Here is a 17,675-nt window from a genome sequence, read left to right on the forward strand (position 1 = left end):
TTCTGGCTCTTGTTGTATTTATTGCTCCTTCTAATCTGACTAAATCTCAAGCGTTCCCTCAGCCAAATCGCTAGCCACGAACGTCATAAAATAAAATGGCATAGTCGCGATTTTCTGATTTGCATCATAGCCATAATTATTTTTAGAAACTTTTATTGCAAACTCAAACTTGTTGTGCATTGCAAACTTATTTAGAGAATTAAGAGTTCCTCTGCCTTTTTTAACATCAATCGGAAAAAGTTTGTTATTTGATTCAATTATAAATTCCAATTCTGAATCTGATTTTCCGCGCCAATAAAACAGTTTTAAACCATTTGCGCTAAGTTCGTTTGCAACGTAATTTTCGAAGAAAATACCAGATAGCGTATTGTCTCTTTCGTTTGAAATAAAAGATGCTGCATTAACTCCGCTTTGATATGAGAACATGCCAATATCGCACAAAAATAGTCGGAAATTACTTTCGTTTTCTTGCATAAGCGGCGTGGTTATATGCTCTTTGAGTTGGAATGACTGATTAACAATATGAGTCATAAGCAGCCACTGAATGGACGTCGCAAAATCTCTAGTTCTACTGTCTTTTTTAATAAGACCAGCTGAAAAGTTTTTTGATTCCTTGTTAAGCTCTCTGAAAATATTCTCAAATAAAAGTCGAGATCTTAAAATCGATTCGCTACTTGCTTGGTACAACTCCATATCTGCAAGATAATTGTCATAAAGCGAGCGCAAAATCTCACGCGATTCTAGTAAATCTTTACGTTCAATGTATGCCTGTACTGCTTCTGGCATACCCCCAATCAGCAAATATTTATACACTTCATTTAACGCAAGATTGTGAATTTCTGTAGGCAGCGCTTGCTTAGAATCATATGCTTCGCGCACCTTTGAATATAGAAGACTATTATTGTTCAGTAGGAACTCACCAAAAGTCATTGGATATATTGTTATCTGGTCAATTTTGCCTACTGGAAAGAGGAATTGACCAACTGCTGATTTCGACGAATTTTGCTTGTGAGCTTCGCGATGCAATTTAATTCGCACCATTGAACCCGTTGCAATTACGTGAATTTTTCTAAAATCTTGGCAAAAATATTTAAGCGACGAAATAATATTTGGGCATTCTTGGATCTCGTCAAAAATCAGCAAAGTGCCTTCATCTATAGCCTTGGAAAATCGCAAAGACAAGTATTCTATAATCTTTTCTGCGTTTGCTGTGCTTTCGCAAAAGTTACGAACCTCATCTTCTTTTTTAAGATCGATGTAAATATAACTATTTTTATAATATTTTTCCGCAAAAAGTTCTTTTACTAGATACGTTTTGCCAACCTGGCGCGCACCCCATATTATTAGCGGCTTGCGATTCGGCTTGCTATTCCAGGCGATTAATTTTTGTAATGCTAGTCGTTCCATGGCTTACTCTTTTTAATGTTGATATTACAACGATTATAGCATTATTTGCCAGTTTTAGGAGGTTTTTTGAGCAATTATTTGCCAGTTTTGGCATGTTTTTTACGCCATAATTTGCCAGTTTTTGTAAGTTTGGGAATTTAGTGTTGCCAATGTTTTAGTACAAGTCAATTACACGCGCGAGAACAATAATCTTATTCTTTAAATTTTCAACTACTTTTATGTACATTTTATACAAAAAACTATTTGTAGATTGCAAATATGATATTTTACGATATTCTTATATAAGATATATCGCTGTAGATAGTAGATAATAATCAAAAAATTGATGCTATTTTTGGTTAAATAGCAAACTTAGCACTGGAGACCACTATGTTGCTTAATTTTAGCGTAGAAAACGCACTAAGTTTTCGTCAATCGCAACAATTCAGCATGCAAAGAACCGTACATGCAAAAAACAGTTCGTGGCCCCATCCAGATGTATCAACTCTTGCAGCCATTTACGGAGGAAATGCCTCAGGGAAAACAAATCTGCTAAAATGCATAGCATTCTTAAAAAATTTTGTGGAAGGAAGCTTCAAAGGCGGTAACTCAAATTCAAAAATAAATGCACTTCCTTTTCTTTTAAATAAAGAATCTGAAAATGAACCTTCAACATTCTTTATAGAATTTATTGCAAAAGATAACAACAGATATAAATATTGGTTTACCTTCAATAATAATTACATTATTGAAGAAGGACTATGGCTTTTCCGCTCTACAACAAACAGAAAAACTGTGCTGTTTGAACGAGAGCATGGCAAACCAATGCGATTTGGCTCAAATCTAAAAACCATAGGAAAAACTGTAGAAAAAATTACAAGAGACAACGCATTATTTCTATCTGCATCTGCAGCATCAGGTGTACAAGCATTGCAAGCTGCATACGAAGAAATAACTTCTACACAGCAATGCAAAACAGTTGACTTTGATAAGTATTCCAATAATTTGATAACAGTTTTACAAGAAAATCCAGATTTTGCATCCAACATTAGCAAGTTGCTAAAATATGCAGATTTAGGATTAAAAGGTGTAACAGTCCAATCCGAACAGCTAGATGCTAAACAATCAGAAAAACTAGCGAGACTCGCAAATCTTCTTAATGAACTTGACGGAGACAACAATAAACTTACAGATAACACTTCTGAAAACACTGAAAAATTGCAAAAATTCAGTGTTTCACGTTTAATGTTTACACATTCTGGTCAAAAAGATTGCCAACTTCCTGAAGATTTTGAATCTTTAGGAACTAAAACAGCATTATTGCTATTTGCTTTCGTTATAGATGCATTATCAAAACATTCCATACTTCTAATCGATGAAATCGACACAAGTCTAAGCATGCAATTCGTGTCTGAAATACTCAAGCTTTACAGTAATCCAGAAACGAATCCTAACCAATCGCAATTAATTTTTACTACTCACGATTTAAGTCTTATTAGTAATTCTGGAACCGACAAAACTATTCTCGACAGAGATCAAATTTGGTTTATAGAGAAAAATACATTAGGCGAATCTTCACTACATCCACTTACGGAATGGGAAAACCGCAATGTAAACTTTGGTAAAAACTATCAACACAACATATATGTCTCAGCGCCACAACCTTCGCTACATGATGTTTTTGCGGAAATACTTACAAATACTAACAGAAGCTAAAACACTACCAATATTCAAAACGATATAAAACACTAGTATTCATGAGGAGCGGGCTATGGTTCATGTTCCATCACACGGCCGTTCAAAGAAACAGTCGAAACGAAATAAAAGATTCCTCATTGTTTGTGGCGGTGTAGTTACAGAGTTTGAGTATTTTAGCTATATAAAATCAGAAGTAAGTAAATATTGTGCTACATCATGGGATATTCATAAATCAATTAACATAGAAAAAGAGGGCGTAGATCCACTCACTTTAACAAATTATGCGATTAAACTTGAGAGATTAGACTGCAAAGAAGCGAAAAAAGAAAACTACAATCCGTTTACACTGGTATGGGTTGTAACAGACGTTGATGAATTTGGAGAAAAAATTCAACAAGCTCAATCTAAGTCGGATTCAACTTGTGGGAAGATAAAATTAGTAATTTCCAACCCTTGCTTCGAAGTATGGCTTATTGACCATATAAAAAGCTGCCCTCTTTCTTGCACAGAAACGCGAGATTGCCAAAAAGAAGCAAAAGAACTTGGGCTACTTCACAACACTACTGGGAATAAAAATAAGCATATCCAATTAGAAAAATTAACTGGAAACTATAAGAATGCTTTTAAAAACGCAAAGCAGCATATGCAAACCGAACAGATAGAAAATCGCAAAAATCACCCTTCAGTAACTCAAAAGTCAAACTACGCTCCTTGGACAGATGTTCCAGAAATAGTAGAAACAATATTAAATGAATGCAAGCGTGTATCAGGAATAGATTTGTCAGAAAAATTGTGAATTAATGATGTAACTACATATGTCTTCATTACTGTTATTAACAGCAATAATCTAGATGTGGGTGAGATGATGGCGCAATATTGATGAGTCATCACGTCTATGGAGTGAATTATCACAGTCACGGAAGTTAAAATGACAGTCACAGCGCTTTTATCACTATCATGACTGTGATAAACGTAAGCAACGTAAATATGCGAAAACCAGCAACTAAATTGACTCTAACCAAATAAGCGAATAAACGAATCGTAATAAATAACCAGGCACAACTAAAAGTTGCGAAAGAAAGCCGCTAAAATAGTGAATATGAGTGTAGTAACGACGCGATACGTTGAGGCTGCTGGCGGAATTATTTATCGCAAGCGAAATACAATAGACAGCTCAAACACAAGTGACTTGAAAAAAACAAGCAATCAAGCGGACATGATAAGCGATGACGACTTTGAGCTTTGCCTAGTCTACCGTCCTAAATATGACGATTGGAGCTGGCCAAAAGGCAAGAATGAGCCAAAAGAATCGCATCGTCACACAGCTGTGCGCGAAGTTGGGGAAGAAACAGGCTACGCAGTAACACTAGGACCTCACATTGCACAAATAGAATATCCGCTTGAAAACGAAGGCAAAAAATCAATCTCAAAAAGCGGTGCGAAAAACAGTTCACAAAACAACAACAAAACAGAAGTAGTTAAGCGAATTCACTACTGGATGATGCGCGAAATAGACGAGAATGCCGCAATGAAGCGACTACCAGCATTTGGTCCAATAAAACCAGCAAAACCTACTGAAATTGGCAATGTTATATGGCTTACTCCTTCTAAAGCTCGCAAAAAACTCACACACGATAGCGATAGAAAAGTTTTAGATGCTTTTCTTGAAAAGCTACACGATGGTCAAACTGAATATAAGACATTGATACTAGTACGACATGGAAAAGCTGAATCACGTAAATCATGGCAAGGCAGCGAAGCAACTCGTCCAATCACTCCTCTTGGATCTGCAGCATCCTACGCTCTAGGTCGTGAGCTTGCTTGCTATGCTCCAAATCGAATTGTCTCGTCACCTTGGAAACGTTGCGTGGAAACTGTTGCAACTTTTGCACACGATTCTTCTCTTTCTATAGAACAGATTGCGGAACTTACTGAAGACCATCATGAGAATAAACCAAAATCTACATTATCTGTTCTTATAAGTGAAATACAAAATCTTGATTGCAACGCACAAAACACACAAAACACACAAAACACAGAAGCAAATATTAACAATTCAACAGTTATGTGTTTGCATCGCCCTATTATCGGCACTTTCTTTGACTATTTGCGAGGAATCACAAAACCGCGAGCACATAAACGTATACTTAGCCAAAAATCTCCATACATGCCTACTGGTAGCGCAATAGTTTTGCATATTAGCAATACTTCTAAAGGCGCTCGCATTATTGATATTGAAAAGGTGTTACCAATTGTCTACTAGCCTTAATTCACAATCGAGTTCTATCCATTCGAGCAGATCTGCTTTTATGCCAAGTCCAATAGGTGCAAGTCGCCCAAGCAGACCTGCACAAATGGATCCTGCAATGCTCGCGCAAATTGAAGGCGGCACAGATCCACAAATTGTAAACGAAATCAGCCACACTTCAGCAGCAGTTCTGCTTAACCGCGTGCATAAAACACAATCTCCAGAGATTGTGGAACGCGTACTGAATTTGGTTGAGAATGAGGGTATTGAGGTCATCGCAGACTTGTGGAGTCAAGCGCAACCAGATTCGCTCCCTGGAATGCTTTTTAGGCTATATTTGCTTAGGGAGTCTTTGCGTAAGCAGCGAGAAGCATATGCGGAGTATTGGAATCTTGGAGAACCCTCTGCAACTAGCGCTTCAGCAATTACTGGAATTGACGAATCTCCTACAGGAGAAGATATTGCGCGACTCGCGGATTCTATTCTTTCTGGTGCTTTTACGGGCGATTTTGCTGTTGCTCTATATCGAGCTTCTGCGTTTACTGCGATTATTTCGTGCGGAATGCGTTCTTACGCGAAAAAATTAACACAGAAGATGAACGATTCCAAAAGAGATGATTCACAGCGTCTTGCTAGCGTTTTGCACAAATCCGCAAACATGCATGCACTTTCCTTATGCTTCGCTAATGGAGCTAAATTGTGGAGACTTGGAAAACTCGATTAGTTTATTTGTTATCACACTGCGTTTATTTGTTATACAACAGCGCGGCGCGCTGAAATCTAAAAGCATGTATACTCGGGAAGTGACGCTGGCTTGTGTTTAAGCCCCGGGCTCCATTTTTTGCCGCTGCGAGCGGCGTTTGCGCCGACAGGCGCTTTCGCAAGTCAGCGTTTTCAAGTATGTTTTAATTTTCCAGCAATTCACAAAATTCAACCTTCATTAACACTTGTTTATATTTTTTCTAAATAGTCACGGCACGCCGATAGCTTAACATGCCGCACTTGCACTAATCTAGAAGGTATGGATCTTCATGTTTTACATCATCCGCTGGTGGACCACAAGCTCACCGTTTTGCGTGATAAGAATACACCTTCTAACATTTTCCGCGAGTTAGTTTCCGAATTGGTAACTCTCGAAGCATACGAAGCAACCCGCAATTTGGAAGTTAGCGATCGCGAGATTGAAACTCCTATTTGCAAGATGACTGGCAAGCATTTGAACCGCCCACGCCCAATGGTTGTGCCAGTTTTGCGCGCAGGTTTGGGTATGCTTGACGGCATGACTCGCCTTCTTCCAACCGCTGAGGTTGGATTCCTTGGTATGAAGCGCGACGAGCAGACTCTCGACATCGTCACTTATGCTAACCGTTTGCCAGAAGATTTGACTGGTCGTCAGTGCTTCTTACTGGACCCAATGCTTGCCACTGGTGGCACTCTTATTGCGGCTACGCACTATTTGGCTGAGCGCGGCGCTAAGGATGTTACTGCTATTAACATTTTGGCAGCTCCAGAAGGCTTGGAACGCCTAGAGAAGGAGATTGATCCTTCTATTGACTTTAAGGTTGTTGTTTGCGCTGTTGATGAGCACTTAAACGACAAGGCTTATATCGTTCCTGGTCTTGGCGATGCTGGCGATCGCTTGTATGGTTTAATTGATTAATAGTTACTAACCGAATCAAACGAAAACTAGAATCAAAAACTAGAATTTAAAACCACAAAATAGCCTGCTGTTTTGCAACACTTTGCAATTTTCAGCAGGTTATTTTGTATTTAGCGCGGACGAGTTATGGCGACTTCGCGAGCGCGATTTGCCAATTCGTCCAATTTTTCAAGCTCCGCGCGCTGAGCATTAGTCTGCTTTGGTGCAAATTCTCCGTAACGATTCTGCGCAGCTGTACGAATTAAAAAGTCAGACAAACGCGGATTTTTTGGCAAAACTGATCCGTGCATATAAGTGCCGATAACGTTGTATTTGCGCGCACCTTCCGTATGATCTTCGCCGTTATTTCCGCAATTTTCGCCATCAACTGAGCCGAGTGGCTGCGTACCACTCTCCAAACTTGTGCGACCAGAATGGTTCTCGTATCCCACAATATCTCCAAAATCGCGGCTATGCTCAACAAGATTCCCAATCATGCGCACGTCTTGACCAACCGTATGCTCTCCGAGTATGCCTATGCCTTTAAGCTTTTGGCCTTCAATAGTCTCAAAGTACTCTCCAAAAAGCTGGTAAAGCCCACAAATCATAAGCATTGGAACGCCATTTTTTGCAAGCTCGCGAATCGCGCCCGCGCGCGCAAATAAATCATCCGTAACTCTACTTTGACCATGATCTTGACCGCCGCCACCAAGAACCATATCTACTCGCTTTGGCCAATCATCGCCAACGTTGTATTCGTGAAGCACAGGCTTGTAACCGTACAATTCCGCTCGACGCATAATCGTAAGTACATTGCCATAGTCACCGTAAATATTCATGTCTTTCGGGTACAGCGACACAATATCTAATACACGATTTTCGGCTTTATTAGTAGCATTCGCTTGACTAATATAATTAACATCACTCATATCATTCATGACGACTACTTTCTTGCTACTTTCCAACTCCAACGTCTTTAACGCTTGCGATTTGCCCCAACGTAGATCGCACGCGAAGCATAGCAGTGTATGTGCAATATATGCGCTTAGCATTTTTAGCATCACTACTAAAATCGCCATTTACAAAGGTTTTAACATCTTCTTCTAAATCAGTGTTCACATTTCTAGAGGCAACTTTGTCGTATTGTAAACGCAAAGCCATATCCCACGCGCGCGTGCCAGAAACACAAGTGACTCCAGTGCCACTAAAGCATGTAAAATCAACGTCCCACAGCCAGCTCATGTCTCGCCCATCCGCGTATTCGTCACAAATCGCAATCATTGTGTCATGATTTGCAGGCTTATCCGAGGCGAGCGCAAGTCTAAACCCAATAGGATTTTTCACTAGAACAAGCTCCACAGGAGCGCCGTTAACTTCGATTACTTCGCCTCGACCAAATGCTGGCGTTACACGAGAAATAGCTTCCATAAGCGCATCGTCGTCGAATTTTGCGAGTGTTGCATCTTTTTTAGCAGCATCTGCCAAAATAGAGCGCACAATCGCCGAAGCAGCAGCAGCGTTAAAAACGTTATACACGCCTCGCAGCTTAACGCTAGTGGTTTTTCTATGCCCATCAATCAAAAAATCGGCTTTATTATCTGCAACTTTTGCCAACACAACATCTGCATGCAAAAGATTGCGCGAATCATCATGCGAATCATCATGCAAAGCATCACGCGAATCGCCAGCCAAATCGCCATTAAAATCGCCAGCCAAATCATTATGCAAATCGTCGTCGGTTGGAAACATGCTTCTTAACGAATCATCCAAACCGAAATATTTTATCTTACAAGACGGCAAAACGTCTTTAGAAAGCGCAGAAATTCGCGGATCTTCGCGATTTAGCACAACTACTTGCTTAGTTGCGCGCGCCACATTACTCAACAATTTAGCTGTAGTGTCAATCTCGCCAAATCTATCTAACTGATCTCGCATAACGTTTAGAAGAAGCGAATAGCGCGGCTTTATTTGATTTACAAAATGCACCGCATAAGCTTCATCAAGCTCTAAAACAGCTATATCCGCATCTAACTTTGTGCCAAAAACAGGCATTTCTTGCACCAATGCTGCTACAACTCCGCGTGTAAAATTCGATCCCGTAGGATTTGTAAACACGCGCAATCCAGCATCTCTAAGCATAGACGCAACCATGCGAGTTGTAGTGGTTTTACCGTTAGTTCCAGAAATTAACACAACACCATAAGGTAATTTTCCTAGCGTTCTAGCCAAAAACCCAGGGTCTAGTGTTTCCACAACTTTGCCTGGTAAAGCACTTCCTCCGTGGTTTGTCGCGCGCGAAATCATCCTAACCAGTTTCCCTACAGCTGGCATTATGAATCCAAAACAACAGCGTTTTACCACTTTATTTTTGACGATCATCAATCCCCCTATTAACTCTACTGCTGATATGCCTGAGACTGATGCGAATCATAACCTTGAGCATCATTACCTTGCGAATATGATTGCGGCTGGTATCCTTGCGGCATATCTTTAAACTTAGACGTTGCTCCAAGAAAAGCTAGATTAAATGTTTCTGTAGGGCCATTACGATGCTTTGCCATAATAATGTCTGCTTCGCCTGGACGATCTTCTTTGTTGTAAAAATCAGGTCTATGCACAAGAAACACAACGTCAGCATCCTGTTCAATAGATCCCGATTCGCGCAAATCTGAAAGCTGAGGCTTTTTATCGTTTCGCATTTCTGGTCCGCGGTTTAGCTGGCTTAGCGCAACAACTGGCACTTCTAGCTCTTTTGCTAAAAGCTTTAATGCACGCGAAAACTCCGAGACCTCTTGCTGCCTCGATTCAACTTTCTTTCCAGAAGTCATAAGTTGCAAATAGTCGATTACAACCAACTTTAGATCGTTCGTTTGCTTTAGTCGCCTGCATTTTGCGCGAATTTCCATAAGACTCATATTTGGGCTATCGTCTATAAAAAGCGGAGCGTCTTTCATTTTTGACCAAAACGCATTTAGCTTAGTCCATCTATCTGTTGTAATGTCTTCTGAAGTCCCGCGATGCATTGCCGTCATTGGAATATCCGTTTCGGCTGCAATTATTCTTTGAGCAAGCTCCAATTTGTTCATTTCTAGCGAGAACACAATTGTTGTCATATTGTGATGCAACGCTGCAGAACGCGCAAAGTCGATTCCAAGAGTTGACTTTCCCATTGCAGGCCTACCAGCTACGACTACCATTTGCCCTGGTTGCAAGCCTTGCGTCATGTCGTCAATATCTCTAAATCCTGTTGGAACGCCTTTTTCAATCTCGTTACTTTGCAACTTGTCTAATTGTTCAAGAGCATCTTGAACAACAGGACCAATAGCAGAATAATCCTGGTGAACTTTGCCAGAACTCATCTCGTAAACTTCGGATTGTGCAAGATTTACAACGTCTTCTGCTTGATCTCCCGTGGCAGAATACCCCATTTGCGCAATCTTTGTTCCAGCAGCAATCACATTTCGCAAAATCGCATTTTTGTGTACAATATCCGCGTAATATAACGCGTTTGCAGCTGTTGGAACTGATGCAACTAGACTATGCAGGTAGTCTGCTCCACCAATTTTCTCCAGGTTTTCGTCTTTTAGAAGCTCGTTTGCGACTAAAACAACATCTACTGGTTGTGAACCAGAAAATAAGCTTATGATCGCGTCGTAAATTGTTTGGTGTTTTGGCACATAAAAGTCTGCTGTTTCTAGGATTTGCGAAACTTCGCCAATGGCATCTTTGCTCATTAGCATTCCACCTAAAACGGCCATTTCCGCGTCTTCGTCGTGAGGCGGAACCTTGTCAAACAAAATACTTTTATATGATGCGTTGCCTGACTGGTTTGCGTCATTTCTACTTGACTTCCACATATCATTACCTGCCATAGAATCGAGTATAAACGCCCGCACGGAGCACACCAACAAAAGTTGATATAAACCAACACAAGTCGCAAGTTGAATATTTCACATATTTGAATATTTCACATATTTACATACTTACAGACTTGCAGACTTCATCCAATCATCTGTTTTAACCCTATGAGAATTTCCTAAAGCTCTTCCACCAATGTATACAAGGTTCAGAGCCACCCACAATGACACGGTTCTAATTATGTCAGTAGAGCCAAAAGCTATATTTACGAAGCACATTGCACTAATCGCAACAAGGTATACAACAGCTGTAATCGAACACGATTTGGCCAAATACTTGTGGTCTCCAGCTCCGATTAGCACTCCGTCTAAAGCCCACATAAATCCAGATAACGGCAAGAAAATTCCAAGAATCGTCATTCCTATTGAAACTAAGAGTTGTATTTCTACGTTTGGGCTAAATAACGGGGATAATAGCCATCCTGCAAATATCATCAAAATTCCAACGATTACGCTACTTAATGCGCCTACTTGTGCGCATATTTTTGTGATTATGTTAGCGCGTTTTAATAATCCAGCTCCAAGCGCAGAGGCGACTATTGTTTGAGCTGCAATTCCTATAGCGTCTAATATGTTCATAACAAAATTCCAGCAAGAATTTGCAACTTGGTATGCAGCTAAAGTATTTGTTCCAAGACGAGCAGCCGCTGCAACAGTGGCAACCATGCACGCGCGCAACGCCAATGTGCGTATAAACAGCGGAATACCACTTCCAGCGCTTTTAAGTATGCTATGCGCTTGCGGACGCAAACGTGCTTTTTCACGAGCTGCCCAAAAAATCGCTGGAAGCGTTAAAACAATACCCATATACCATTGCGCTATCATTGTCGCTATTCCAGATCCAAAAATGCCAAGATTCATTCCAAACACAAATAGAATATCTAAAATAGCGTTTAGCACAGCTCCACTTATTGCAGCAAAAAGTGTGATTTTTACTTTGCTAAGTCCTCTGAATATGCCATTTGCCGCGTAAATTAGTAGCATCGCAGGCAATCCTGGCATAACAGTTTGAGTGTAAATAATCGCGTTTTTAAGCGTATCTCCACTTGCACCAAAGCTTTGACAAAGCGGACCTGCGAACACCATTAAAACAAGCGTTAAAACAACACCTAACCCAAGAGCCAGCCATAGACCGTCCATTCCAACGCTTAGTCCTTGACGATTTTTCCCAGCACCCAATAGTCTCGCGACTTGGCTTGTGGTGTTGTATGCCAAAAACAGGCATAGTCCCGTTGTTGTTAAAAGCACAGTTGATCCTATTGAAAGCCCTGCAAGTTGCGTTTTGCCTAAATGACCTACTATTGCGGTGTCTATTAAAACAAACGCTGGCTCTGCAATAAGCTGTCCAAATGTAGGAATAGCTAGAGAAAATATATGCTTTAGTAAATCTTTTTTGTTTATAGCAGATTCTTTATCTTCTTGTCTATTGGTAGCTGCGTTACTCTTGGCTATTGTCATAATGCACTATTGTACTGTCGAAAAAACTTATTAGATTAAGTATTTAATAAAACTATTATTTTTATTACTTTTATTATTTTTATTACTTATTACATTACTTTTCTAAATCTGATGTTCGGTAGCTTGCGACTTTTCCTTTTTATTTCGCTATCATAAATATTTGCCAATTGCAAATCAAAATTGTTTTTGGAAAAGTTATCCGCAGGATATCCACAATGTTATCCCCCATTTGTGTATAACTTTTTGAGATACACACAGCAACACGCCTAAAATGTGGATAACTCAAAGTTTTTATCCACATCACTTAGCCCGTGTGTGTCATAATCTTGAGATATTCACACCAATGGGGGATTACTTTACACAAACTTTGATATTTTATTGCTTCTTTTGAGATTTCTTAGAATTACTTCTAGATTTATCTGACTTATTTTCCACAGAACTAGAATCAGATTCTTCTGAATTTTCTGACTCTTTTCCATCATTTTCAGTTTCAATTTTCTCTTCGCCCAATTCAACTTCGTCTTGCGATTGAGCAGAAACATTATCATCAGAATGAGCTGAATTATCGCCAGCAACCGTTGAATCACCATCTGCATCTACAGAATCACCATCTGCGTCTACAACTGATTCATCAACAGAAATAGCTACTGGAGTAAGAACTGCCACTTGGGTTTTCCCTTCTTCAGAATCAGCAACTTCTACAACAGCTCCAGCTCTAGCTTGAGCAATACTCGAAAAGTCATATGCGCGCTCACCCTGATCTGCCAAATCAACACCCTTACGCTCTTTAGCTTCCGATATTCTCCAACCAAAAAGCTTCTCTAAACCAAATGCAACTAAAGCAGTAACTGCACCGGAATAAAGAACAGTGATTACAAGTAAACAAATCTGCGCGATAAGCTGATGCCAGTCACCAACGCAAAACAGTCCGCTACTATCAGCAAATAATCCCACTGCAAAAATACCGATAAGAGCAGCGATGCCGTTCACGCTCACAACATGAAGCGCTCCATCATAACGCGCAAAAGTCTTAGAATGCGTTGCAAGGCATGTAACGACACCAACAATAACTCCTAATACCATTGCCCATAAAGGCGCAATCACATCTGCAGCGGCAGAACTAGCGGCCAAACCCGCCATAATTCCAGACGCGGCGCCAACAGCAGTAAAACAACCTGAACGCAAACGCTCTGTAACACCCCAAGCAAGCATAGAAGCAGATGCTGTAATAGTGGATGAAACCCAAGCATATCCAGCAACTCCAGGAAGACCTACAGAAGATCCAATCATTAAGCCAAGCCAGCCAAACCAAATAATAAAAATTCCCAGAACAACAAACGGTACATTATGCGGATGGCGTTTTAGAACATTTACAGAATTATCAGCAACATCACTAACAGCTTCAACAGAACCATTAGAATCTTCTGCTTTAGAAGATGATGAACCCGTATTAGTCTCTAATTTACTAAATCTCGCAACGTCAGCCCACAATGCACGAACCAAATTTCCCTTATGCTCAGAATTATTACTACTGTTACCTTGAACAGTAGAGGATTTGGTATGAAGCACAAATCGCTTTAACGGGAAGTGCGCATGACCACCAATAATTAGCACGATTGCAAGCGCAGAAACTGCTGCAGTCAGGTGCAGCAACGATCCTCCAGCAAAATCGTGTACTTGAATTCCTAAAGCTTGTGATATTGCGCCATTAGGGGAAAGCAATCCCCCTCCGCAAACCATATGCGCTAGAGGAGCAAATACTAAAGTGACCCATACCGCCACGAATATAAGCCAAATTGCGTATTTTACGCGTCCAGCCAACGCACCAGTAATAAGAGCAACTGCTACGACAGCGCACGCTAATCTAAAGGCTGCTGGAATACCTCCGCCCGACAAGCCTGTGTTTGCGTCCATAGAAGTAAAAATTCCATGATCTGCAACCATTGAATCACGTAGAAGCAAACCACTCACAGGATCACCCACAACGCCGCCAATCATGTCTTTCCCAGCGAAAGCCATTGACCATCCCCATAGCGTCCAAACTATGGTTGTTACCGCAATAGCTCCAGCAGAAAGCATCATCATGTTGACCATAGATGTTGCTCGTTCGCGACCGCCATAAAATAGAGCAATCCCTGGCGTAATTACAAACACTAAAGCAGCGGCCAATAATGCCCATTGCGGATCCATTGCGGTCATCTTTCACCTCACAATACACAACCCTCGGCGGTTATGTCTTCAATATTCTATTTTATATGTTCTTTTATATTCTACTCAACTGGCGCTGCGTGATTAATAACTAATTACGATAGATTAATCCAATATTCCATCCACAAAACTTTCTGGATCGAATGGAGCTAGATCGTCTGGACCTTCTCCCAATCCGACAAGCTTCACAGGAACGCCTAACTCTTTTTGAACAGAAACCACGATACCGCCTTTCGCGGAACCGTCTAACTTAGTTAAAACCACACCTGTAATTCCAATTGCCTCAGCAAAAACTTTTGCCTGGACCATGCCATTTTGACCAGTTGTAGCATCAAGAACCAAAAGGACTTCATCTACAGGAACAGTTTTTTCAATAACTCGGCGAATTTTGCCAAGCTCGTCCATAAGATTTGCCTTATTTTGCAGCCTTCCAGCCGTGTCTACAATCAAAACATCTGAATTGGATTCCTTAGCTTTGGCGGCACCGTCAAATGCTACAGAAGCTGGATCTGCACCGTCTTTTTCGGATCGAACGATTTTAACACCTACAGCATTTGCCCAAGTTTCAAGCTGATCGGCAGCTGCAGCGCGGAAAGTATCTGCTGCAGCTAATATTACCGAGCGATTTTTCGAAACCATCAATCTAGCAAGTTTCCCAGCAGTGGTGGTTTTTCCAGTGCCATTTACACCAACCATCATGATTACACTTGGCTTATGTGCTTTAGAAGAATCCGCATTTAGGCTTCTATCTGTTTTGGCACCAACAATATCCAGCAATTTTGCACGAAGTATTTCACGTACATCTTGTGCACTTGCTGTTCCAGAAATCCTAGCATCTTTTCTAAGTGATTCAACCAATTCATCACTTGCCTGTGCTCCAACATCTGCCATTAAAAGCGTATCTTCTACATCTTGCCAATCTTCTTCTGAAAGATTATCTTTGCTCAATATGTTGAACAGAGCACGACCAAAAGGATTCGCACTATTAGCAAGTTTAGAGCGCAATCTTGTAACTCGAGAGGCAACGTTTTCAGGCGCAGATGGTTCAACATTGCTATCACTTTTTACCACGCTAGGCAGTGGATTATCTTTGCTAGTAGGTATTAAAGGACCTCGCGACTTGCCGATAATTCTCAGCACAACTGCCGCAGCCACTAAAAGCACTGCTAAAATAACTGTGCCAACAGCGGACCATATAATCAAATCTAAATCCATAACTATATTCATATAATAAAGACTATGAAATTAAAGGGACAGTTGATTAGATTGCAACAAAGACTGTTGCTAAAGTAAGCAAAAATCACGTAAATATTAGCATTTTAATACAATACTTTTGTAAGTTAATTTTGTAATCAAAAATTGAATTGGGGTATTACGTATGGAAAACTCGCCATCGATTGATGTTTATGGAGCAGATTGGTGCGGCGATTGCATCAGAGCTAAAGCTGCGCTTAATAAGTTTAATGCTGCTTTTACTTGGCATAACATTGAATCTGAAGAAGGCGCCGAACAAAAGGCTATTGATATTAGCGGTCAGAAGCATATTCCTGTCGTTACTTTTAGCGATGGAAGTTTTATGGTTGAGCCGACTGCAACTCAGATTAAAGAAAAACTTGAGGAACTAGGACAGATCAATTTGTGATTTTTGCTTGCAATTTCGCAGCAACTTGCCACAAAACACACGCTACATGTAGCCATAAGTTGGATTAGTCTACAAAATGTAGTATACTTGGCATTTGTTGCCCCTTTAGCTCAATTGGCAGAGCAGAGTCCTTTTAAGTCTTGGGTTGTGGGTTCGAGTCCCACAGGGGGCACTCTTTTATACTCATTTGCATTTCGAAGTACTGCTTGTACAACAGCAATGCTCTCACCACGTAAAACTATGTCATTACCGCAAGAACATTGTTGTACACGAATAGAATGATTTTGTAATGTTGAGGCGGCTTCGGCATTAATTGCATATTCAGTTGCGCCTAAAAATATATCATCAACAATATCTTTTGAACCGTATACAAAAATATCATCTAAATCAAGTAAGCTAACAGACGGAGCAAGCACATGTCCAAGTGAACGACCTGCTTCCTGTAGTATTGTTGTTCTGTCTAAAGGATTCTCATTAATTCTTCTTCGTAAGTTAGCTGCAGATATAAAAGTCTCTAAACAACCACGCTTACCACACGTGCATTGTGGACCATCTGGATCAACAACTACGTGACCGATTTCACCTGCAGCATGATGAATCCCCAAAACGAGCGAATCATCGATTAACAATGCTGCGCCTACGCCAACAGCGATTTGAACAAAAATGCCAGTTGCTCTTCCAGCTCCACAAAAACGTTCACCGATTAAAGCACTATTCGCGTCATTATCTACCGTACAGAACTTACCAAAATGTTGTTGAAACATCTTACGTAAAGGTACATTCTTCCACCCAAAATTCGCAGTTTCAACTACTACACCATCTTCATCAACAATGCCTGGGACAGCAACACCAAAACCAAGTATGTGCGAGGCACCATCAAGTAGTGACTCAGCTAAAGCAATTACAGTTTCAGGCGTAATAGCAGTAATTTTATCAAAGGATTTTTCAACTCTAGTTACAATTTCACCGCGTAAATTCATGACAGCAGCTTGCAACAAAAATGGCATTGATAAGTCCAGAACAATCACATTCCAATATTGATCATCTACACTTACTAAAGTGCCTTTTTTACCAGGTCGCGTTGGTTGTTCATATCCATTTTCCATCAGAAAGTGTTTATCTAACATGTCAGACACGACTTCGCACGCAGCAACTCGCGATAATCCGGTTTTCCTTCCAATTTGCGCTCTAGACATAGGACATGATGAAAAAATTTGTCCAAAAACCATCATGCGATTATTGATTCGTACATCAGCGGGTTCATGTTTTTTAGTAACTGTCATAGAAGGTGATAGAAAGCAAGACAGGGCATTATCATCAGTTGTTCCAAACATGACACTCCTCAAGTATAGGGCTGTTGCAGCATACTGAAAGTAAGTACTACATCGTACCATCCCACCAATAGGCCAAATCATCAGGAAAATTGTTGTCAGCACATGTACTCACAACAAAATTTCACAATAAACTATATTGTACTCT

13 protein-coding genes, 1 tRNA gene and 1 pseudogene are annotated in these 17,675 nt (G+C 40.5%); 7 read left to right on the top strand and 8 right to left on the bottom strand.

What is annotated here, in order from left to right:
• Window positions 1–39 precede the first annotated feature (39 nt).
• A complete protein-coding gene (locus GAVG_RS06335; RefSeq protein ID WP_009994247.1) occupies window positions 40–1,407 on the bottom strand; it encodes an ATP-binding protein in 1,368 nt (455 codons plus the stop codon).
• A 369-nt stretch (window positions 1,408–1,776) separates the two neighbouring features.
• Between GAVG_RS06335 and GAVG_RS06340 the strand changes: the two genes are divergently transcribed.
• From GAVG_RS06340 to upp, 5 genes are all read left to right on the top strand, one after another.
• Window positions 1,777–3,102, top strand: coding sequence for an AAA family ATPase (locus GAVG_RS06340; RefSeq protein ID WP_009994245.1), 1,326 nt, complete (start codon window positions 1,777–1,779; stop codon window positions 3,100–3,102).
• A gap of 55 nt (window positions 3,103–3,157) precedes the next feature.
• Window positions 3,158–3,880: an RloB family protein gene (locus GAVG_RS06345; protein ID WP_009994243.1), complete on the top strand. Its 723-nt coding sequence runs from the start codon at window positions 3,158–3,160 to the stop codon at window positions 3,878–3,880.
• A gap of 303 nt (window positions 3,881–4,183) precedes the next feature.
• On the top strand, window positions 4,184–5,347 hold the full coding sequence (locus tag GAVG_RS06350) for an NUDIX hydrolase (protein WP_009994241.1): 1,164 nt from the start codon (window positions 4,184–4,186) through the stop codon (window positions 5,345–5,347).
• 46 nt (window positions 5,348–5,393) lie between these two features.
• The gene (locus GAVG_RS06355) at window positions 5,394–6,056 is read left to right on the top strand and encodes a hypothetical protein (protein ID WP_004114101.1); all 663 of its coding nucleotides are present in this window, start codon (window positions 5,394–5,396) and stop codon (window positions 6,054–6,056) included.
• Between the two features lie 297 nt (window positions 6,057–6,353).
• Window positions 6,354–6,992, top strand: coding sequence for a uracil phosphoribosyltransferase (gene upp / locus GAVG_RS06360; protein WP_004114100.1), 639 nt, complete (start codon window positions 6,354–6,356; stop codon window positions 6,990–6,992).
• Between the two features lie 110 nt (window positions 6,993–7,102).
• Here the strand turns inward: upp and GAVG_RS06365 are convergent, their stop codons facing one another.
• From GAVG_RS06365 to ftsY, 6 genes are all read right to left on the bottom strand, one after another.
• Complete coding sequence (locus tag GAVG_RS06365) at window positions 7,103–7,909, bottom strand: type 1 glutamine amidotransferase (RefSeq protein ID WP_004114099.1); 807 nt, start codon at window positions 7,907–7,909, stop codon at window positions 7,103–7,105.
• Window positions 7,910–7,925: 16 nt separating this feature from the next.
• Entirely contained in the window at window positions 7,926–9,302 is a 1,377-nt protein-coding gene (locus GAVG_RS06370) for a Mur ligase family protein (protein WP_172822332.1), read from the bottom strand.
• Window positions 9,303–9,367: 65 nt separating this feature from the next.
• A complete protein-coding gene (gene dnaB, locus GAVG_RS06375) occupies window positions 9,368–10,843 on the bottom strand; it encodes a replicative DNA helicase (protein WP_009994238.1) in 1,476 nt (491 codons plus the stop codon).
• A 111-nt stretch (window positions 10,844–10,954) separates the two neighbouring features.
• Window positions 10,955–12,346, bottom strand: a complete 1,392-nt coding sequence (locus GAVG_RS06380) for an MATE family efflux transporter (protein WP_009994237.1) — start codon at window positions 12,344–12,346, stop codon at window positions 10,955–10,957.
• A 375-nt stretch (window positions 12,347–12,721) separates the two neighbouring features.
• A complete protein-coding gene (locus tag GAVG_RS06385; protein ID WP_004116419.1) occupies window positions 12,722–14,545 on the bottom strand; it encodes an ammonium transporter in 1,824 nt (607 codons plus the stop codon).
• A gap of 114 nt (window positions 14,546–14,659) precedes the next feature.
• On the bottom strand, window positions 14,660–15,781 hold the full coding sequence (gene ftsY, locus GAVG_RS06390) for a signal recognition particle-docking protein FtsY (protein ID WP_013399352.1): 1,122 nt from the start codon (window positions 15,779–15,781) through the stop codon (window positions 14,660–14,662).
• 151 nt (window positions 15,782–15,932) lie between these two features.
• On the opposite strand from ftsY, the gene GAVG_RS06395 reads away from it, so the two are divergent.
• Together GAVG_RS06395 and GAVG_RS06400 are read left to right on the top strand one after the other, a co-directional pair.
• The gene (locus GAVG_RS06395) at window positions 15,933–16,196 is read left to right on the top strand and encodes a mycoredoxin (protein ID WP_009994234.1); all 264 of its coding nucleotides are present in this window, start codon (window positions 15,933–15,935) and stop codon (window positions 16,194–16,196) included.
• 99 nt (window positions 16,197–16,295) lie between these two features.
• A tRNA-Lys gene (locus tag GAVG_RS06400) sits at window positions 16,296–16,368 on the top strand.
• Between the two features lie 103 nt (window positions 16,369–16,471).
• On the opposite strand, the pseudogene GAVG_RS07635 reads toward GAVG_RS06400, so the two are convergent.
• Window positions 16,472–17,611: pseudogene (locus tag GAVG_RS07635) on the bottom strand (ROK family protein); the annotation flags it as partial.
• Window positions 17,612–17,675 lie beyond the last annotated feature (64 nt).

The sequence above is a fragment of the Gardnerella vaginalis ATCC 14018 = JCM 11026 genome (genome assembly GCF_001042655.1).
Classification (GTDB): Bacteria; Actinomycetota; Actinomycetes; order Actinomycetales; family Bifidobacteriaceae; genus Bifidobacterium; species Bifidobacterium vaginale.